This window comes from Megasphaera sp. An286 (genome assembly GCF_002163455.1).
In the GTDB taxonomy this organism is placed as follows: Bacteria; Bacillota; Negativicutes; order Veillonellales; family Megasphaeraceae; genus Megasphaera; species Megasphaera stantonii.
The window spans coordinates 1-19,968 of the sequence record NZ_NFIY01000003.1 but is presented as its reverse complement, the minus strand read 5'-3'; the positions used below and the strand labels follow the sequence as shown (position 1 = coordinate 19,968).

Annotated in this window: 17 protein-coding genes and 1 pseudogene; 8 read left to right on the top strand and 10 right to left on the bottom strand. The window is 50.7% G+C overall.

Going from position 1 to position 19,968, the window contains the following annotated elements:
• The first annotated feature begins 132 nt into the window (after nt 1-132).
• Together B5F80_RS02290 and B5F80_RS02285 are read left to right on the top strand one after the other, a co-directional pair.
• Complete coding sequence (locus B5F80_RS02290) at nt 133-516, top strand: metalloregulator ArsR/SmtB family transcription factor (RefSeq protein WP_087477203.1); 384 nt, start codon at nt 133-135, stop codon at nt 514-516.
• Nucleotides 509-1,495, top strand: coding sequence for an AraC family transcriptional regulator (locus tag B5F80_RS02285; protein ID WP_087477202.1), 987 nt, complete (start codon nt 509-511; stop codon nt 1,493-1,495). Before B5F80_RS02290 ends, B5F80_RS02285 begins: the two co-directional genes overlap by 8 nt.
• 90 nt (nt 1,496-1,585) lie before the next feature.
• On the opposite strand, the gene nagZ is transcribed toward B5F80_RS02285, so the two are convergent.
• The 4 genes from nagZ to B5F80_RS02265 all read right to left on the bottom strand — a co-directional run bounded on the left by nagZ (nt 1,586) and on the right by B5F80_RS02265 (nt 5,790).
• On the bottom strand, nt 1,586-2,608 hold the full coding sequence (gene nagZ, locus B5F80_RS02280) for a beta-N-acetylhexosaminidase (RefSeq protein ID WP_239386284.1): 1,023 nt from the start codon (nt 2,606-2,608) through the stop codon (nt 1,586-1,588).
• A 109-nt stretch (nt 2,609-2,717) separates the two neighbouring features.
• On the bottom strand, nt 2,718-3,872 hold the full coding sequence (gene nagA / locus B5F80_RS02275; protein ID WP_087477200.1) for an N-acetylglucosamine-6-phosphate deacetylase: 1,155 nt from the start codon (nt 3,870-3,872) through the stop codon (nt 2,718-2,720).
• A gap of 418 nt (nt 3,873-4,290) precedes the next feature.
• Nucleotides 4,291-4,581 (bottom strand): hypothetical protein, encoded by a 291-nt coding sequence (locus B5F80_RS02270; protein ID WP_087477199.1) that lies wholly within the window; start codon nt 4,579-4,581, stop codon nt 4,291-4,293.
• 33 nt (nt 4,582-4,614) lie between these two features.
• Nucleotides 4,615-5,790, bottom strand: a complete 1,176-nt coding sequence (locus B5F80_RS02265; RefSeq protein ID WP_087477198.1) for a DNA polymerase IV — start codon at nt 5,788-5,790, stop codon at nt 4,615-4,617.
• A 239-nt stretch (nt 5,791-6,029) separates the two neighbouring features.
• On the opposite strand from B5F80_RS02265, the gene B5F80_RS02260 reads away from it, so the two are divergent.
• Together B5F80_RS02260 and B5F80_RS02255 are read left to right on the top strand one after the other, a co-directional pair.
• The gene (locus B5F80_RS02260; RefSeq protein ID WP_087477197.1) at nt 6,030-6,938 is read left to right on the top strand and encodes a LysR family transcriptional regulator; all 909 of its coding nucleotides are present in this window, start codon (nt 6,030-6,032) and stop codon (nt 6,936-6,938) included.
• Between the two features lie 27 nt (nt 6,939-6,965).
• Entirely contained in the window at nt 6,966-7,748 is a 783-nt protein-coding gene (locus tag B5F80_RS02255) for a hypothetical protein (RefSeq protein ID WP_087477196.1), read from the top strand.
• A gap of 66 nt (nt 7,749-7,814) precedes the next feature.
• Here B5F80_RS02255 and B5F80_RS02250 read toward each other — a convergent pair whose 3' ends face one another.
• The 5 genes from B5F80_RS02250 to B5F80_RS02230 all read right to left on the bottom strand — a co-directional run bounded on the left by B5F80_RS02250 (nt 7,815) and on the right by B5F80_RS02230 (nt 14,221).
• Nucleotides 7,815-9,725, bottom strand: a complete 1,911-nt coding sequence (locus tag B5F80_RS02250; protein WP_158099947.1) for a sigma-54-dependent Fis family transcriptional regulator — start codon at nt 9,723-9,725, stop codon at nt 7,815-7,817.
• A gap of 153 nt (nt 9,726-9,878) precedes the next feature.
• Nucleotides 9,879-11,123 carry an SLC13 family permease gene (locus B5F80_RS02245; protein ID WP_087477194.1) on the bottom strand — a complete coding sequence of 415 codons (1,245 nt, stop codon included), beginning with the start codon at nt 11,121-11,123 and terminating at the stop codon, nt 9,879-9,881.
• Nucleotides 11,124-11,202: 79 nt separating this feature from the next.
• The gene (locus B5F80_RS02240; RefSeq protein WP_087477193.1) at nt 11,203-12,039 is read right to left on the bottom strand and encodes an alpha/beta hydrolase; all 837 of its coding nucleotides are present in this window, start codon (nt 12,037-12,039) and stop codon (nt 11,203-11,205) included.
• 53 nt (nt 12,040-12,092) lie between these two features.
• Nucleotides 12,093-13,001, bottom strand: coding sequence for a hydroxymethylglutaryl-CoA lyase (locus tag B5F80_RS02235; protein ID WP_204246325.1), 909 nt, complete (start codon nt 12,999-13,001; stop codon nt 12,093-12,095).
• A gap of 23 nt (nt 13,002-13,024) precedes the next feature.
• Entirely contained in the window at nt 13,025-14,221 is a 1,197-nt protein-coding gene (locus B5F80_RS02230) for a CoA transferase (RefSeq protein ID WP_087477192.1), read from the bottom strand.
• Nucleotides 14,222-14,767: 546 nt separating this feature from the next.
• Between B5F80_RS02230 and B5F80_RS02225 the strand changes: the two genes are divergently transcribed.
• The 4 genes from B5F80_RS02225 to B5F80_RS02210 all read left to right on the top strand — a co-directional run bounded on the left by B5F80_RS02225 (nt 14,768) and on the right by B5F80_RS02210 (nt 19,315).
• The gene (locus B5F80_RS02225; protein ID WP_087477191.1) at nt 14,768-16,117 is read left to right on the top strand and encodes an MFS transporter; all 1,350 of its coding nucleotides are present in this window, start codon (nt 14,768-14,770) and stop codon (nt 16,115-16,117) included.
• 189 nt (nt 16,118-16,306) lie between these two features.
• Entirely contained in the window at nt 16,307-17,245 is a 939-nt protein-coding gene (gene phnD / locus B5F80_RS02220) for a phosphate/phosphite/phosphonate ABC transporter substrate-binding protein (protein ID WP_087477190.1), read from the top strand.
• Between the two features lie 2 nt (nt 17,246-17,247).
• Nucleotides 17,248-18,696, top strand: coding sequence for a sensor histidine kinase (locus B5F80_RS02215; RefSeq protein ID WP_087477189.1), 1,449 nt, complete (start codon nt 17,248-17,250; stop codon nt 18,694-18,696).
• Nucleotides 18,680-19,315 (top strand): response regulator transcription factor, encoded by a 636-nt coding sequence (locus B5F80_RS02210; protein ID WP_233127872.1) that lies wholly within the window; start codon nt 18,680-18,682, stop codon nt 19,313-19,315. The genes B5F80_RS02215 and B5F80_RS02210 overlap by 17 nt, the downstream gene beginning before the upstream one ends.
• Nucleotides 19,316-19,397: 82 nt before the next feature.
• On the opposite strand, the pseudogene B5F80_RS02205 reads toward B5F80_RS02210, so the two are convergent.
• A pseudogene (locus B5F80_RS02205) lies at nt 19,398-19,847 on the bottom strand (type IIL restriction-modification enzyme MmeI); the annotation flags it as partial.
• Nucleotides 19,848-19,968 lie beyond the last annotated feature (121 nt).

Below are 19,968 nucleotides of genomic sequence, written 5' to 3'. Positions count from 1 at the left end.
GTCCGTTCCGTTTGGGCAAAAACCATTTCCAATCGGGCAAAATCGTCCGGCGTCGCCGCTTCCGCAGCCTATCTTCCCGTTTTCTTCGGCAGCCCCCTATGATACAATAAGGGCGAAAGGAGACCCGATTCTATGGAACCGATTACGTTGCCGCACCATCACGGCCAGTCTATCGAGCATCTGGAGCACATGCCGGCCGTACAGGATTTTGAAACCGTATCGAATATATTTAAATTATTGGGCGACGCCAGCCGCCTGCGCATTTTCTGGCTGCTGTGCCACTGCGAAGAATGCGTCATCAATATTTCCGCCCTCGTCGGCATGAGCAGCCCCGCCGTATCCCATCACTTAAAGCTGCTGAAGGCCGGCGGCCTCATTACCAGCCGCCGCGACGGCAAAGAAGTATACTATCAGGCCGTACGAACCCGGCAAGCCGAAGCACTGCACGCCATGACGGAGCAGCTCGTCGACATCGCCTGCCCGATGCCGGACAAGGAAGGTGATTCCTATGAATGACCGCCGGGCTCAGTTAGAAGACGCGCTGCGCTCTATTCCGGACGGCGTCTGCTCCATTCAGATACTGGAAACGGGCCTGCCGCCTATCCGCAGCGTGACCGTCCGCACAGAGGGCAAGGGATGCATGACGGCGGCGACGATATTTCCCGGCATCGAGCTGTCCTATTGGCAAATCCTCGCGCCGACCGTATCGTTCCGCCATGAAGCGCTGCACGACGCCATCGAAGTCACCTTCTGCCGCAGCGGCCGGGCCGGCTGGAACCTGACGAAGGGCTTCGTCTCTTACGTCGGCGCGGGAGCGACGGCAGCTCACATGATGGACTGCTGCGCCGATTCGGCCATGTCCCTGCCTTTAGGCTATTTTGAAGGGGCGGGACTGGCCGTCGATTTCCGCGCTCTGAATGGCACGCCGGCCGACATCATCGCCAGCGCCGGCACGACGGCGGAGAAACTCATCGAAAAATACGGTGCGGCGCCCGTCGTTTTCCCGCCGAATCAGGAGCTGGAACGTCTCTTTTCCTCCCTGTACGACACGCCGGAGCCCTACCGCCCGGCGGCCTGCAAGATCGCCGCCCTGGAGCTGCTCCTGTATCTCGTCCGCGCCGACATCGACGCTCCCGCGGCCCAGCAAAGCTGCGACGCCCAGCTGGCGTCGGTCGTACAGGACATCCACGCCGTCATGACGGCCAATTTGGACAAGCGGTACACCATCGACGAATTAGCCAAGACGTATTTCATCAACACGTCGTCCCTGAAAACGACCTTCAAAGCCGTCTACGGCCAGCCCATCGCCGCCTACATGCGATCCTACCGAATCCGCCGGGCTATGGAGCTCCTGCAGCAGACGGACGACTCCATCGCCGCGATTGCCGCCGCCGTAGGCTACGAAACGCAGGGAAAATTCACCAAGGCCTTCAAGGAAGCGACGCAGCTTCTTCCCCGCGACTACAGAAAAACATACCGAAAGGCTCCTCGCTGAAGCCGTTTCGGAAACAAAGAAGACCATGCCTCGTTCGGCCGTTACGAACCGACGCTGCATGGTCTTTTACTATATTCTACAGAACACAGTTTACAAATAATTCATTTTCAATTTTGTTTCTACAATACGCATTACTTTTTCATCAACCATTTGGCGAAATTCCGGATTTGCCTTATATTCCCTTACTATGCCGTCATGTGTCTCTTGTTCATGACCGTAATCATGACAAACCAGCACCATATCGGCACCAGCTTTCAAGGCCATGACACCCATGTCGGAAAAGGCATAATGCTTGGCCATGGCGCCCATTTCCATATCGTCCGATACGATAAGGCCCTTGTAGCCATATGTCTCCCGCAACAAATCCGTCATAACCGGCTGCGATACGCATGCCGGATATTCCGCATCCAAAGAGGGAAAGGTAACATTCGACACCATAACGAACATGGCATCAGCAGGTATTTGCCGTATAATCGCTGCAAAGGGCTTCAGATCCTGCTGCATCAGCTCGTCTTTAGAAGCCGCAACGCTGTCTCCGTCTATATGCGGATCTGTCTGAACCTTGCCGATTCCGGGAAAGTGTTTAAGAGCACACCAAATACCCGCCTCTGCATAGCCTTGACAAGCCTGTACTGCATATGCCGATACCATTTCCGGATCGCTGCCGTATGAGCGCTCTGCCGAAGAACCTAAATCGACAACGGGCGCAAAATTGACGTTAATCCCCATAGACTTCAATTCACGTCCTGTATCGGCAGCCCATTGTCTGGCTTTCCCAGGGCTGCCGCCGCGGCCGATTTCTTCCTGACTGGGAACAGGAAGAAACTGATCCCGCATGCGCAGTACCTGTCCGCCTTCTTGGTCAACAGCAATAAATGGCGCTATGCCGCATTGCCTTTCAATCGTTTGTTTCACTTCGCCGGACAAAGCCCGGACTTGCGCCGGCGACTGCATATTGCGGTCAAACAAAATGACGTTGCCGGCCCGGCAGATTGCCAGCTGCCGCAGGTCTTCAGGCTGCAGCTTCTCATTCATTAAACCGACCATCATCACCTGTCCGGCCTTATCTTCCGGCGACATGGCCGCAACGATGCGCGCAGCTCGTTCTTCCACTGTTTCGCTGCCAGATACATTTGCCTTTGTTTCCGGGGCCGGCTGACAGGCCGTAAGCAGCGCTGCTGCTACGAGAAAACCGACCCCGATTGTGATCCATCGATTTAACCTATTTTGCCAATTCATCATACACAAGCTCGCCGGCGATGACCGTCTGCTTCACGTGGAAATCGTTGCTGTCCAATACGACGACGTCGGCCTGCTTTCCTTCTTCCAGCGAGCCCAGGCGGTCGTACAGGCCCAAGTCCTTTGCCGGATTAGCTGAAGCCATGGCCACGACGTCGGGCAGGGACGCGCCGCTGTTGATGAGGAAGTTGAGCACGACCTGATTCATGACGGCTGTGCTTCCGGCCAGCGTACCGTCGGCCAGACGGGCCTGTCCGTCCTTGACGTATACGGCCTGGCCTCCCAATTCCGATTCGCCGTCGCCCTGCAGGCAGGCACGCATCGAATCGGTTATGAGAATAATGCCGTCGCGGCCTTTCAGCTGATAGGCCAGCTTCTGCGCCGCCGGATGAACATGCAGGTTGTCGCAGATCAACTCGCAGTGTACCTTCGGCGACAGCAGGGCCGCGCCGACGAGGCCGGGCTGCCGATGGTGGAAGGGAGCCATGGCGTTGTACAGGTGCGTCGCATGGCACAGTCCGCCGGCGTCGACGATTTCCATGACCTCTTCATACGTCGCCGCGCTGTGTCCCAGCGACACGAGAATCTGATGGTCCCGGCAATCCTTCAAAAAGTCTTTGTTCTTCAATACTTCCGGCGCTACGGTGACGATCTTCACGACGTCAGCATAGGGCGCAATCCAGGAAAAATCGGGAGCCGCGAGGTGCCCCGCCGCCTGGGCCCCCTTATAGGCTTCGCTCACGAAGGGTCCTTCCAGATGGGCGCCGAGAACCTGAGCGCCGCCCTGCTTGCCCATGGCCTGGCGAATGCGTTCCAGCGCCCCGGCCATCGCTTCCTTCGACTGGGTCATAGTCGTCGCCACAAAGGACGTGACGCCCGTAGCCGGCAGGGCCTTCCGCATCGTTTCCAAGGCCTGCCCGTCTTCGTCCATCACGTCGGCGCCGGCGCAGCCGTGGATGTGCTCGTTAATAAAGCCCGGCACGACGAAGCCGCCGTTGGCGTCAATCAATTCCGTGCACATGCCGGCGCGGAACTGGTGCCGCGGCACGATTTTCCATATGTCCTTTTCATACATCAGAATATGTCCCGTTACGATTTCATTAGACAATACGAGTAATCCGTCAATAATCGCTTTCATTTGTCTACTCCACTCCTACATATCGAATACACTGCATACATTGTGGATAACTGGAAAATTTCACAGCTGGGAAACTCCCATACAGCCCGTATTTACCTGATTTTTTCCCTTTTCTTCAGATGTCCACAGGCTGTGCGTAAAAATTATCCACAATTCATCGTCAGTTATGCACATTGTAAACAAGTCTTTACAAATTTCTGAAAACGGCGCAGCTATGCGGTTTTTATGTTAACGCAAACGCTTGTTTTCATAACCCGGCGTCCAGTTATACACATTTTGCCCGCTTCATCCGCCAAGTTATGCACCGCCGCGGACGGCGTATTTTCGCCGTTTGCAAAAAACATCCACATTCTAGCCACACCGCAGGGCACAGAATGTGGATATCTTGTGGACATGTCGTTTTCCCTCTCGTTTCGCCTCACCCTTCGACAGGGCGGCTCCAGTCGACGTGGACACCCAGAGCCAGCCAGATATAGCACAAGGCTAATTTCAGCGACTCTACGTCGTCCGTCGGCACGACGCTGACCGTTTCGTAGTACGATAAATCCGTAAAACGGTGCAGGGGCCGTTCCGTCGTCAAGTACTCCCGGACCTTGGCATTGATGTCTTCGTCGTTCAGATGGACGCCCAGCTCCTTCGTTTCCGTATCGTATTCGATGTATCCGTTGTTGTTGTCTCCCGTATGGGCTGCTACTTTAAAAATCGCCATGATATACACTCCTCGTTTATAGTATATGGTGCTTTAGTCTTTTTCATGAGACATTTCCCATAAAAATCCCTTCATGATAGCCTGGCGGCCAAACCGCTTCTGCAGCTTGTCGATGGCCTCGGCTACCTTGGCCTTCGTTTCCGAATCGTCGGAAAATAAATCGCACTGTACCTGCAGGGGCTGCAGCTGGCTGACGGACAATCCCAGCAGCCGGATAGGCTCTGCACCGCTACATTTATTGTACAGCCGCTTGGCCGAGAAATACAGCTGCTCTTCCGAGCAGGTCCCCATGCCGTCGATCGTCAGGGACCGCGTAATGGTGCGGAACGAGGCGAAGCGTACTTTGATCGTAATCGTCCGCCCCATCAGATGATTCTGCCGCAGCCGCCACGATACCTCGTTGGCCAGCAGGCGGAACTGCTCGTCCACTTCGTCGTCGCTGACCAAATCGTGAGCATAGGTATGCTCGTTGCCGACGGATTGGGGACGGCGGCTGACCTCCAAAGGCCGGTTGTCCTTGCCCAACGCCAGGTCGTGCAGCCGATGAGCCTGATTGCCGACAATGGGCATCAGCGCCTCCGGGCCGGCATCGGCAACGTCGCCGATGGTATGAAATCCAGCCCGCCGCAGGGCCTGCTCCGTCACCTTGCCGACGCCCCACAGGCGGCTCACCGGCAGGGGCGCCAGGATGGCCCGTTCCTCGCCGTAGGGAATCCACATCAGTCCATCGGGCTTTTTCAAATCCGACGCCAGCTTGGCCAAAAACTTATTCGGCCCGATGCCGGCCGAGGCGACGAGGCCCGTCGTCCGCCGGATATCCTGCTTGACCGCCTTGGCAATGTCGACGATATTGGGATATTTCAGTCCCATGCCCGACACATCCAAAAAAGCTTCGTCCAGCGCCAGGGGCTCTACGAAGGGCGAGTAATGGGACAGAATGAGCCGAATCTGATGGGAAATACGCCGGTAATGGGACATGCGCACCGGCAGGAACACGCCGTCCGGGCAAAGCCTGCGGGCCAGCTTCATGCTCATGGCCGAATGCACGCCGAACTGCCGCGCCTCATACGACGCCGTCGCGACGACGCCGCGCCCCGTCAGTCCGCCGACGATGACCGGCATCCCCCGCAGGGCCGGATTGTCCCGCTGCTCGATAGACGCGTAAAACGCGTCCATATCGACGTGCATGATCCAACGTACCGTCGTCATAGGCTCCTCCTTTTCGTCTTCTCTCTGTAAGTATTATACATCCTTTTGTCTCTGTAAAACAGAATCGTATCCATATTAAATTTTCCCACAAAAACCTGCGCCTGTCCACAGCCTGCGCTTAAAATCTCAGCATATCCCGCCGAAGTGACGAAATTCGGAAGGAATCGAAGGCAACCGTATTCTATTCTCTTTTGAAATATGGTACTATTAAGGATATTAATGCGAGGTGAAATATAACTATGGATTTATTCCAGCTGACCTACTTCGTCGAAGTAGCCCATAAAAAAAGCTTTACAAAAGCGTCCAAAGCGCTTCATATCAGTCAGCCTTCCATCAGCAAAGGCATCAAGGCGCTGGAAGAACATTGGAACATACGCCTCTTTGACCGCAAGGGAAAAAACGTCGAGCTGACGGAAATGGGCGCATACCTCCTTCCCCGCATCGAAGGCATTTTAAACGACTTCACGGCCCTGAACGAAGAAATGGAATCTCCGCAGCTGCTGAACGCCGGAAAACTGACCGTCGGCGTCCCGCCGATGATCGCGTCGTCCCTCATTTCGCCGTTTATCGGCCATTTCATCACGTCCTATCCGCAAATCGAGCTGGAGCTGACAGAGGTCGGCTCACTGGACATCGTCTCGGCCATCGACGACGGCCTCGTGCAGGTCGGCTTCGTCGCCTTGCCGATTACGACGGAAATGCCCTACGATTTCTTCATCTTCCACCGGGAACCGCTGGAAATCGTCATGCCTCCCGACCACCGGCTGGCGAAGGCCCGCGAGCTGACCCTCGACGACATCAAAGACGAGCCCCTCGTATACTATGCGCCGTCCTTTGCCCTCAATCCATACATACACTCGTTCTACCAGAACATCATGGCCCATCCCAAGATCATCTGCCAGAGCAACAACTGGGATTTGCAGATAGAAATGGTCATCGCCCGCATGGGCATCGCCCTGCTGCCGCGGAGCATCTGCCAACGCATCCCTTCCGGCAAAGCCGTCCATATCCCCCTCGTCGACCCGTCTATCTACTGGACCCTGGCCCTGATATGGAAGAGCAAGGGCTTCCTGTCCCATCCGGCCCGCACGTGGGTCCAATCCTTTAAAGACTATTTTAAAGACGTAAAAATTACCATCGACGACTAATCTCGCCAATAAGGAGCATGATATCTAATGGCACAGTCCTTATCGAAAGACGATATATCGGAAATATTTTCACGCCAGCAGGCCAACGGCCTGTTCAGCGCCTTAGCCGTGGAAACGGCCTGCCTGAACCGCATGGAACGGCTGAACCGGAGGCGCCTCGACCCATCCCTGCCGCCGGCAGAACGAAGGGCGGCCCGCCGTCGCCTCGTCGACCTGGAAGGCAAGCTCGTCCGCTACATACGGGAAGAAACGCCGCTGAGCTACTTTGACGCCGACTTCCGCGACGAAGCGGAACGGTACGTCATGATGCGCGAGATCTTCCTCAAAGCCGTGTCCTTCACCTTCAAGCGCCACCGCCTGGCCTTCCTGCTGGATTTGCTCCGGCTGTACGGCGAAGACCCGTGCGGCCTCTTTCCCGAACGGGAATTCCTCAGGGAAAAGTGGGAGCACATCCTCCTCTACGATTACCTGCTCCTGGATATGGGCCTGAAAAACACGGAAGACATCGGCCGCGAAGCCGTGTCCAACGGCTATCACGAATGCGACTATACCCTGGAAATCGAAGACGTATGGAAGCAGCCCATGAAATCGGTGCCGCGGACCAATTTCCGCTACGTCGTCCAAAGCCTGCCCTGCAGCGCCGCGGCCCGCAGCACAGCCCGGTACATCCAAGCCCACGGCGAAGCCATGAAGAAAACACGCTGGACCGTCGACGCCAAGGCGATAGAACAGACAATGACAACGGAACTTCCTAATCTTACAACAGAAGACATCTCTGCTATTCAGAAAAAATACTATCGTTACCAATAAAAACAAATCATACGCCGGTGATACCGCAGCCATTAGCTCGTGTATCGCCGGCGTATGTTCGTTTTTCTATTTAATATTTGTAATTTTAATGTTGAACTCTTCCATTTTCTTATACAAGGTACTGCGGCTGCAATGGAGCAGGCGGGCCGCTTTGGAAACATTTAACCGGCTTTCTGATAGCGCTTTAATAATGTCAGATCGCGTCCACTTTTTCATGGTAACATCAGCAAGTTCCTTCGGTTCATAAATTTGTACCTGGGGCATCGTGTATACGATATCCTCTACGGATTCTCCGCTTCGCAGCAGTACGCTGACGCGTTCTACGAAATTCGATAGCTGCCGTATATTGCCTTTCCAGGTATTTTCATTGACATACTGCCCGATCTCCTTTATTTTCTCCTCGTATTGTTTGAACTCGGCTCCAAACTCCCGGCGGAACCAGTAATCGCACAACAACACGTAGTCTCCGCCTCGCTTGCGCAGCGGCGGAATTTCCAAAATCAAAACGCCAAGCATATAATACAACTCCTCAAGAAATCTCCCTGCTTCCATTTCATGAAGCAAATCCTTACTTGAGGCCGCAATGATCCTTACGTCGACGGGAATCACATGATCGCCGCCTATTCGACGAACCTCCTTATCCTCCAATACCCTCAGCAAAAAGGTCTGTACTTCCAGCGGCGCTTCATCTATCTTGTCCAGGAACATCGTGCCGCCATGGGCTAATTCAAACAGCCCTTCCTTTTTCCCCTTTGCCCCAAAGGGACAGGCATTTTCTTCATATCCCTGCAAGTCGGCCAATAATCCAACAGAAGAAATGCTGGCGCAATTTACCGTAACAAAAGGACAATTCCGCCTTTTACTATCCCGATGAATAGAGTGGGCAAACATTTCCTTTCCCGTGCCAATCTCTCCTAATAACAGCACGTTAGAATGACTCTTGGCATAGCTTTTGGCAATTCGTATCGTTTTTTGAATGGCCTCGGACGTTCCAATCATATCGGCAAACCGATACTTTGAAACCATTCCCTTTTTATGCAGATTGCTGCGGATTTTCTGTTCGCTGAGCTGAATCGATTCAATGTCGCGGAAGGTAGCCACTACGCCTTCGACCTTACTATCAATAATAATGGGAATGCGATTGGTATTGATAATAGAATTTCCCACCTTCATGAGTTCATCCGTTTCCGTCTCTCCATTTTTTAAAGTCGTCAATAGCTTTGTCGACGGCAGCACGTCTTCGATAAACTTGCCTTCATAAGGCTTTCCTTCCAATGGCAAAATTTCCTCCGCCTGTTTGTTTACGACTTCAACCTTGCCATATTTATCAATAGCGATGATTCCGTCGTGGGTGTAATTAAAAATAGCCTCGTATCGTTCTAATTGCAATTGCAGCGATTTTCTCCGCGCCTCTTCCATATTTAACGATGTTAAAGTTATTTCAGCAGCATCTAATGAAACCTCTATATCTTCCCGAGTATTTTCCAAAGTAATATATTTTAACCCATATAATTTAGCATACTTAGCAGTAACTGCTCCTCCAACTCCCAATACATTCCCCGATTGAATTGCTTGTTTTACCGCAGCCTCTGCGGTCGCTTCATTATAAAATCTATAGTATTCTGCTTCAACATCCAAAATATAGCAGAGAGATTTTACATTGTCTTGAATTTCTTCTATTGAAAAAAAAGCAATCTTACCTCTTATATTGCGAATCTTTTCAAACGCTTCAATATAACAACCGCTAGAAAACTTTACATCAATGACAGGAATATCTATTATCTTTCTTAACTCAGAAGCTGTTCCACCCCTACTAATTATTACCTTAACGCCAGAATTGATAGCTTTTTCTGCAATTTTTCTAGCTTTTTCAATGGCCCCTAATTTGACATCAACAGCTATTTTTTTTCTAGCGATAATTTCATGGGCACGTGTTGCCACTTCTTCAGAAGGAGCAATAAATAATATTTGTTTCATCAGTATCACCATCTTGTCAAGTCATACTATTATAATATAAAAGCAATCCATAAAAAACAATGACAAATGTATTTTCTCCTTGTTCAGCTATAAAAATAAAAGCTCACGGCATCACATCATAGAACCTGCCATGAGCTTTTATTATATTTACACCTAGATCTTATATACTCCGACAAAAGCCAATACTGCTCCAGCAACGGTACAGATCACTGCCATTTTAAATAACGTAAGGTACATTTTTTGCACTTCTTCTGTCGAAGCTTGATAAATCGTGCTATATGCAGATAAAATTAAAGCTCCCCCAGTCAAAGGGCTTAACCCGCCTATATGTGCGCCTGCAATAACAGCAGATATCAATTCAACAGGAGTTGTGCTCCCAGATATATTCGTCAAAATATCCGGAATCGTGGGAATTAAGGTTGGCATAACAACACCCGAAGCCGAACTAAAGTAAGAAAGCACGCCAGCGGCCACAGTCATGACTGAGGTTTCAATAGAAGGAGCCATTAATGTTGCTAAAATATTAGCTAACAAGGTTATTCCTCCTAATTTCGCAATAACCCCCATAAGGACGCCCATTCCACACACAAGAATAATCGTTCCCCAAGCAATAGTTCCCATAGTTTCTTTTTCACTTGCACATCCTAAAGATAAGAGAACTAAACCTATAGCAAATGCCGTCAGGCCTACATTGACATTAAATACTAGTACGATTAATACTAGCATAACCATTCCAGCTAATGTCAATTTTTGTACCTTATTAAACGGGGCCAGGGTGTAATTTTCGACATCAACTGATGTTTTAACAGAATACCCCTTGCACATAACATAAATAATCATAGACGAAACAAATGTAGCAATAAGAGTAGCAATTGCAAAATCAAAGTTCACGTTGAACACATTAATCTTAGCAGATAAATCATTCCCTATAATGCCGGTAGCCGCAATGGGAGATAATCCGCCAGTTTCTGCCCCATATAGAGCCATTGCTCCCATCATAGCAGGATTCATTCCTAATTCTTTTGCCAAAGCAATAGAAAACATACTTAAAATTAATATAGTTGGTACAGTTCCTGGCCCGATTCCCGCAACAAACGCGCCAACAAAAAACAAACTGATTGGAATTAAATTAGCACGTTTACCTGTAAAAAAAATGATTTTCTTCGCAAGTAATTCAATCGTTCCATTTACTTGCGCAATTCCAAACATATACATAACGCCAAACAGCATAACGAATAAAGAAGTCCCAAAACCAGCAATAATTTCTACATCTTTTACTTGGTTAGCTGTTCCCAAAATAAATGCGATACCGATTCCAACAATCCCTATATTTAAACGCATCTTAATGCCAATTGCAATTGCTAAAACCAGTGCAAATAACGCAATATAACTTAACATAGCTGATCCTCCATCCTTTCAGATACTTTTGGAGCTTTATGGGGCTGTCACACCTGGATACGGCAGCCCCATATATAAACTAATTCTTCTCAACAAAATCAAGAAGCAAGCGATTAAATTCTTCCGGTACCTCGTAAAACATCATATGCCCGTTTTTTTTAAACAAATGTATTTCTGCATTTAAAGCAAGTTTGCTATAGTAATTAGCACAAGCAATCCCATCAATGGCTTTGCTATTGGCTCCAATAATTAAAAGAGGAATTGTTATATCTGGCAGTATACTTGTATAATCATTAATTGCAAAATCACAATATAATGGCCACGCCATCCAATAAGGCATTTTTTTCATTTCATCGGCAAAATATGTCTTTGTCTCATCAGAAATTTTTTTATTAAATAAAGCTTCAGCAAATACGTCGCAATAAGCAAAAAATTCTTCTTTAGAATAGTTTGCAAGAACAGAAACTCTATCCATATTGCAATTCTTCAACTGATGCGTATTCCAACTTCCTGAAGAAAATGGATATAAATTACTATCGCAAATAACCATCTTTTTTAAACGATACGGTCCAAAGCTCTTATAATACTCACAATTAATGGAACTAGACATAGAATGTGTAAATAATGTAATATTTTTTAAATCTAAATAATCAAATAATTCTTTCAAATCCATTGCACAGCGATTCATCGTCAGATTCTGTGTATTTTTGGCCGATTGGCCATGGCCTCTCCAATCTACTAAAATGACTCTATGGTTTTCCGCTAATGCTTCTACGTTCTTATGGAAAAACTTTGAACTACACAAAAAACCATGCAACATAACAATAGGAGTCCCGGTTCCTGCAGTTTGATAATCTTCGTAATATACATGATAGTTGTCAGATGTTCTAAAATATCCTCTTGTTACAGCTTTCATAAAAATTTCTCCTTTTCTAACCTAAACATGACCGAAAAATATCTTATATTTTATCATCTAAAACACTTGGAGGTTTGATCTATCCGAATGTGATGCCCGCTATATACGCCGGTCGGAATCGCTTTTACCTCTTGCTTCGCCAGCTGCAAGATCGGTTCAAACTGAACTCCCGTATCATATCCCATTTCATTCAGCGTATATACCAGATCTTCCGTTGCTAAATTTCCCGACGCTCCCGGCGCAAAGGGACATCCGCCTAAGCCGCCCAGCGTCGACTGTACCTTTGTGACGCCGGCTTCAATAGCCGCTAAGGTACAGGCGACCCCCATATTTCGCGTATCATGAATATGTACTTGCAAATCCAGCTGCGGATAGGCTTCCCACACGGCCGCAATAATGTCTTTTACCTGCCTCGGATTGGCAATCCCTATCGTATCGCACAAACAGACCTGCTTAACGCCTAACTCAACGTATTGTTTTAAAAATTCAACGACCTGTTCCGGTAAAAACTTTCCTTCAAAGGGACAACCGAACGTCGTCGCTAAATCTAGGATAATGTCCAGCTGCGGGCATTGGGTCATAATCTCCTTTAACGCTTCATAGGATTGTTCGTGCGTTCTATTGATATTGGCTTTGTTATGGCTTTCACTCAAAGATACTACGTAGGCAATTCGCTGAATCCCCACGTCGGCCGCCGTTTGCGCGCCGCGGAGATTAGGAACCAGCGCCAGAAAATCTACATCGGGGTAAGTTTCTAAACAAGCTTTTGCAATATCCTGCGCATCTCTTAATTGCGGAATGGCCTTTGGAGAAACAAATGATGTTATTTCGATATGTTTTATTCCGGATGCAATCAAACCGTCAATTATCTCTTTTTTAGTCGCTTCGGGAATATACTCCTTTATATTCTGGAATCCATCCCGAGGGCCTACTTCATATATGTCTATTTTTTTCATCTTCATGCCTTTACCCTCATCACAACGCCCTATAATACGTTATGTTCCATTAACGTCTGAACTTTAGCAGCGTCAAATCCCAGCAGTTTGCCGTACACCTCTTCATTATGCTGACCTAACGTAGGCGCAGGCATACGAACCGACTGTTCCCAATCGTTAAATTTAATCTGATCGCCAGTCAACGTCGTATGTCCCGCTACAGGGTGGTCTACTTCGACAAACATCTTGCGAGCTCCGGCAATGTGAGGATCTTTGACGATTTTATCAATCGTCATAATCGGGCAAGACGGTACGCCGACTTTAGTAAGACGTTCTGCAATATCTTCTACAAGTTGATCCTTCGTCCAATTTTCAACGATGACCTTCAGCTGTTCATGGTGAGCCACGCGATCCTTGGTCGCCTTGTAATCAGGATCGTCGACTAATTCCGGTCTTCCCATTTCCGTCGCCAGCAACTTCCACAATTTGTCGTTGCCGCAGCCGATAATGACGCTGCCGTCCTTGGCAATAAAGGAATCGTAAGGATATGTCGATTCATATCGGTTGCCGATACGTTCAGGAATACGGCCGTCTGCCAGGTAAATCTGCGTAATAATTTCCAGCGATGATACGACCGAATCGACAAGGGATACGTCTACCATTTCGCCTTGTCCGGTCTTGGCCTGCCGAACTAACGCACCGAGCACGCCGGCCGTCAAGCTTAAGCCGCCCAGTACGTCGCCCATAGCCGTCCCGCATCGTGTCGGCTGTCCGCCAGGCCATCCCGTAACGCTCATTAAGCCGCCCATAGCCTGTCCGATAATATCGTATCCCGGACGCTGGCTATACGGCCCATATTGGCCAAAACCGGAGCAAGCGCCGTAAATAATGCGGGGATTAATCCCTTTCAGCACCTCGTAGTCCAGTCCCAATTTTTTCATTGTTCCCGGCCGGTAATTTTCAATTACGACGTCGGCTTTTTTGACCATTTCCTTGAAGATTTCTTTTCCTTCGTCCGATTTTAAATTCAGCGTGACGCCGTATTTATTGCGGTTCAAATTCATAAAATAGCAGCTTTGTCCGTTGAGAAACGGTCCGAACGCGCGGCTGTCGTCGCCCTTGCCCGGCCGTTCAATTTTTATGACCGTCGCTCCCATGTCGGCCAAAAACATGCCGCAATACGGGCCGGCCAATACGCGAGTCAAATCCAATACAACGACGCCGTCCAAAATACCTTTGTTCATCATACTTCACCTTTCCTTCAAAAAAATTTTAGCTTTCTGCAAGCTCAGACCATCTGTTTTTCTGTCAAATTCTTGCTTCGTGCACATTGTACTGGATTTTTCCCCATTTGTTAAATGCTATCGTATTTTCTCATTGTCTTGTTTTGCGTTATTTTGTCTGAATGTGTACGGCATAGCATTCTTACTTTCTGAAGATACTCTCAAAAAATAAGAGCCTTTTCTCCAAATTAGAAATAATTTTACCGGAGAAAACGCTCGTTTATGTCTACTATTGTTCAATATGTATTTGTATACTTTTATACAATATGGAGTGATACAAAAGAAATTTTCACGCACGCAAAACTGCCATATATATTTGCCAAAAACGCTCCCTTTCATGCAGAAATCTCATATATCAAAGTCCCTCCGGCTCGTCCTCCGTTGTCAGAAAAATTCCTACAACAAAATCAGACTTTTTCCGATACCGCATGGTTACTATGTTTTATTATAATAAATTCAACAAATAAGAACGACCAAACACAGGCAGTATGAAGAAAGGAGTTTTTCTGTATGTTGAATTTATTGTGGCAGTTCTTCAAAACCGGTCCGGATATCGCGCAGATCGCCGATTCGGAAGTCGTCAAGCGGAAGTTCAACAGCGTCCGCTGGCGCGTATTCGCCTCCATCACCATTGGCTATGCCTTTTACTACATCATCCGCCAGAGCTATTCGGTCATCAAAAAGCCGCTCCTGGCGTCGGGCATCGTCACGCCGACGGAAATCGGTATTATCGGTTCTATCTTCTTCGTCACGTACGGCTTAGGGAAATTTACCAACAGCTTCCTCGCCGACCGAATGAACAACAAGCGTTTCTTCTCCTTCGGTCTTTTCATTTCATCTCTTACGATGGTCGGCATGGGCCTGGTAAACTCCTTCGTCCCCTTAGCCGTATTATGGGGCCTCAACGGCTGGTTCCAGTCTTACGGCGCAGGCCCGTCTATCGTCGCATTGAACCAATGGTTCAGCAACAAACAGCGCGGAACCTTGTACGGCGTATGGTTTACGAGCCATAACCTCGGTTCATCCTTCGCTTATTTCGCCATCGCCGCTATCGTATCAGCCTACAACTGGTCTATGGGCTTCGTTGCCGCCGGTATCATTTCCTTGATCGGCACGGCTTTCATTTACTTCGGCATGAGCGACCGCCCCGAAACGATGGGCCTGCCCAACGGCGCCGTCTACTACGGCGAAAAGACGCAGGAACAGGTCGACGCGGAAAAGAAAAAATCCGTCAGCTCCCAGCAGTGGAACGCCGTCGTCAAAAACCCGGCCGTCTGGATTCTCGGCTTGTCTTCCCTTTGCGTATACATCGCCCGCTACGCCGTCGAAAGCTGGGGCGTCATCTACCTCACGACGGAAAAGGGCTACGACATCATGGGCGCAGCCGGCGTCATGGCCTACATGCAGGTTGCCGGTATCTTCGGCGCTCTCCTGTGCGGCCTCATTTCCGACAAGTTCTTCAACCACAAGCGCAATAAACCGGCCCTGCTGTACGGCATCTTGTACTCCCTGTCCATCGCCGGCTTCGTCTGGGCTCCCCATTCCTTTACAGTCGACATGCTCTGCATGACCTTCTACGGCTTTACGATGGGCGCTCTGGTCTGCTACATGGGCGGCCTCATGGCTGTCGACATCGTGCCGAAGCGCGTTACCGGCGCGGCTATGGGCATGATCGGCCTCCTGAGCTATGCCGGCGCGGCCATTCAGGAATTCGTCACGGGCAAGCTCATGACCATCACCGTCGTTGGCGGCGAAAAGGTATACGACTTCGGCTACGCTACGGAATTCTGGGTCGGTGCGGCCGTCGTCTCCACCCTGCTGGCTCTCCTCGTTTGGAACGCCAAACCGCAGGAAGATTAATCCCCCTTGCTTTCTCTCTTTCATATACATCTCAAAACTCTTCTAGGGAACTGCTCCGGCAGTTAGAAAAAGAAGCGAAGACATCGTTCTTTGCTTCTTTTTTTATACGGCGCCGTCAGTTTCTCTCTCTGTCATTTCATGATATGATACATATAAAGACTACGTATCATTCTGTGAAGGAGCTATGCTATGAAACGGAGCAAAACCTGGCTTCGCCTGCTCGCTACGGCGGCGGCAGCCGTCCTGATGTGCTGCGCCGGCTGCGACCGGCCGGCAGGAAAAATCGACTTTACCCAGACTCAGCCGCAAACAACCCCGGCGGCCGCGGCGTCGTCTGTCCAGCCCCTGCGCATCGCCTTCGCCTCGGTCATGTCGCCTAAGGAAACGCGCCAGTCGTACCAGAAATTCGTCAGCCACATTTCCCAGGAGCTGCAAAAGCCGGCCGTCCTCCTGCAAAAGCGAACCTACGAGGAACTGAACAAGCTCATGGACAACGGCGGCGCCGACATCGCCTTTTTCTCCACCGGGGCCTATTCGGCCTACCGGGGCAAAACGCCGATCGAGCTGCTGGCCATGACCCAGACCAATGGGTCAGTATTATACCAGACCTACCTCATCGCCGCCTCGGACAGCGACATTACCGACTTCAGCCAGCTGCAGGGCCGGGTCTTCGCCTTTACGGATCCCCTCAGCTATTCGGGCCGGCAGGCCATCGACTTTCTCCTGCTGGACATGAATACGTCGGCTTCGGCCTATTTCAAATCGACCTTTTACACCTATAACCACGATAAATCCATTTGGGCCGTCGCCAACCACCTGGCCGACGCTGCCAGCGTCGACAGCCAGATTTACGACTTCGTAAACCGGCGGAATCCCCAGCTGTGCGAAAAGGTCCGGGTCTTCGCCGTCCTGCCGGCGGCTCCGACAGGGCCCGTCGTGATGCGCAGCGATTTGCCCGACGCCGAAAAGGCCGAGTTGCGCCGCATCTTCTACAGCATGGACCAGGACCCGGCCCTGCACGAGGCCATGCAGCGCACCCTCATCGACAAATTCGTGCCGCCTGAGCCGGAATTGTACGCCGCCCTCCGCCATAAATACAGTATCCGCAACAACGTACCTGGAGAATAACCATGAGAAATTACAGTTTGTACGTAAAATTTAACGCCCTCATCGTCGGCACCATCTTCATCTGCGGCCTGCTCATCGGCAGCCTCCTGCTGTACACGACGAGCTCCGAAATGGAGCGGGAGCTCGACAAGTCGGGCGTCGAAATCGGCCAGACCATGAGCGCCGTCATCAGCAGCGACATTCTCCTGGACGACCGGTTTTCCATGACGGAGCGGCTCATGCAGATCCAGTCCCTGAACGACCAGATCCGCTACATCATCGTCTTCCACCCCAACGGCCAGATTTTAGCCAGCACCTTTACGAACGGCATCCCCAAGGGCCTGCCCCTGGTGCGGGAGCCGAAGCCCGGCGTCACCGTAGATACGATGACCTTTGACAGCAACGAAGGGTACATCCGCGAAGTGCTCTGCCCCATCGACAACGGCCTGGTCGGATATTTCCGCATCGGCTTGTCGGAAAAGACCATGACACAGGTCATGCAGCGCCGCTTTCTGGAAATGATCGTCCTCATCATCCTCATTTGCCTCGCTTCTTCATGGCTGGCTACGCGTTACGCCCGCAGCTTCCTCAAGCCGATCCAGCAGATGGCCGCCGCCGTGCGCCAGCTGGGACGGGGCAATTATCAGGTAAAGGTACCGGAAAAGACGCCTGACGACGTAGGCCGCCTGGCCCGGGCCTTCAACACCCTGTCGTTGCGCCTGTCTGCCCGCGAGCAGGAAAACTCGCGACTCCTCCAGGCCCTGCAGGAAAAGGAAAAGATGCGGATGTGGCTCATCAGCCAGCTCTTTTCGGCCCGCGAAGACGAGCGGCGGCGCATTTCCCGGGAGCTCCACGATGAGACGAGCCAGTCCATGGTCACCATGCTGGCCTACCTGCGCATCATCATGGACAAGACGAGCGACGCCGATGCCAAAGAGCTCCTGTGCGGCGTCCGCGACCTGATGAAGGATACTCTGGAAGGGCTGCGCCACCTGGCCGTCAACCTGCACCCGCCCCTGCTCGACGACCTGGGACTCATCGTCGCTATGGAAAAATACCTCGACACGTTCCGCCGCGCCCAGCCGCACATTCACATTTCCTTTTCCCAAAGCGGCGATTTTTCCCACCTGTCCCATCCGATTTCCCTCTTGTGCTACCGCCTGATGCAGGAAGCCCTGACCAACATCGTCCGCCATTCCCAGGCCGATGCGGTAGATATTACAATCAAAACCGACGACGAGACCCTGACCCTGTCCATTACGGACAACGGCATCGGCTTCAGCGAAGATACGCTGGAGCAGGCCCGCCTCGACAACCACCTGGGCATCGTCAGCATGCGCGAACGGGCGGAGCTGCTCAACGGCCATTTTTATATCGACAGCTATCCCAACGACGGTACGTGCATCGTCATCACCTTGCCGCTGAAAGATTCATCTGACGAAGGAGGCCTCTCCCATGACCAAACCGATTAACATACTGCTCGCCGACGACCACCGCATCCTGCGCACGGGCCTCAAGCTGCTCCTGTCGTCCCAAGGCGATTTTCACGTCGCCGCCGAGGCCTCCAACGGCCGCGAGGTACTGGACATCTTAAAAACGACGCCTGTCGACGTCGTCCTGCTGGACCTGTCCATGCCGGTCATGAGCGGCCTCGACTGCCTGAAGGAAATCAAACGGCGCGGCCTGGCCGTCAAAATCCTGGTCCTCACCATGTACAGCGAGCAGCAGTACATCAAGGAGGTCATGACCCAGGGCGCCGACGGCTACATCTGCAAGGACGCCATCGACACGGAGCTGTTCCAGGCCCTGCGCACCGTCATGGACGGCCGCCGTTACCTCAGCGACGAAGACGCCCACACCCTCTTGAACAGCCTCATCGACCCGCCGAAGGACCCCGTCGACCTGTCGGCCCGCGAGCGGGAAGTCCTGACCTACCTCGTCCACGGCTATTCCCTGGCAGCCATCGCCGATACGCTCCACATTTCCATCAAGACCGTATCGACGTATAAGTCGCGGCTCATGCAGAAGCTGGGCTGCACGACGAAATCGGAGCTCGTCGACTACGCCTTAGCCCATAAACTGCTGAAATGACGACAATACAGCATAGAAACATCCCCGTTTGCAAGAACAAAACATATCTTGCAAACGGGGATATTGCATATACAAGAAAAAGCTAAGTCTGTGAACTGATCTGTTGGTATAACTTCATCAATCTGGCAACGCATTCCGATTCGCTCAGGCCGCGCCAATTCCACCCGTACGCCGCAATGACGGCTTTGTCGTTTTCCCGATGCGCCTCGCGCAACTCCGGCGGCATGGTCAGCTCGTCGTATAAGTCGGCCAAACTAGCGTCAGGATATAATGCCCGCGCAGCAAGAATCCCCTGCGCCGTTTGTTCTATCTTGGCCCTTTGCTCGTCTGTCGGCGTCGGCCAAGGGAAGTTGTTGTAGACAATATCTTTAGAATACCGATAATCGCTTTTTATACGTCCGCATACCGTACGTACCCATGCCATATGAACGTTAGAAGTTAATATTCCAAAAAGAGATAACGAGGCATTAGGTATTAATAAATTAGCATCCCCACAAATAAATTTGGGTTCCATATATCCAATAGGTATATACCTCCTATTTTGAGGTTAATTGTAAAATGAATTTGAACAGGTAATCAAAAAAACAAAAATCCATAGTGAAGCTTCATGTTAAAATGGTTTTGCGAGAAATCATCAACAAAGGAGCAATCAC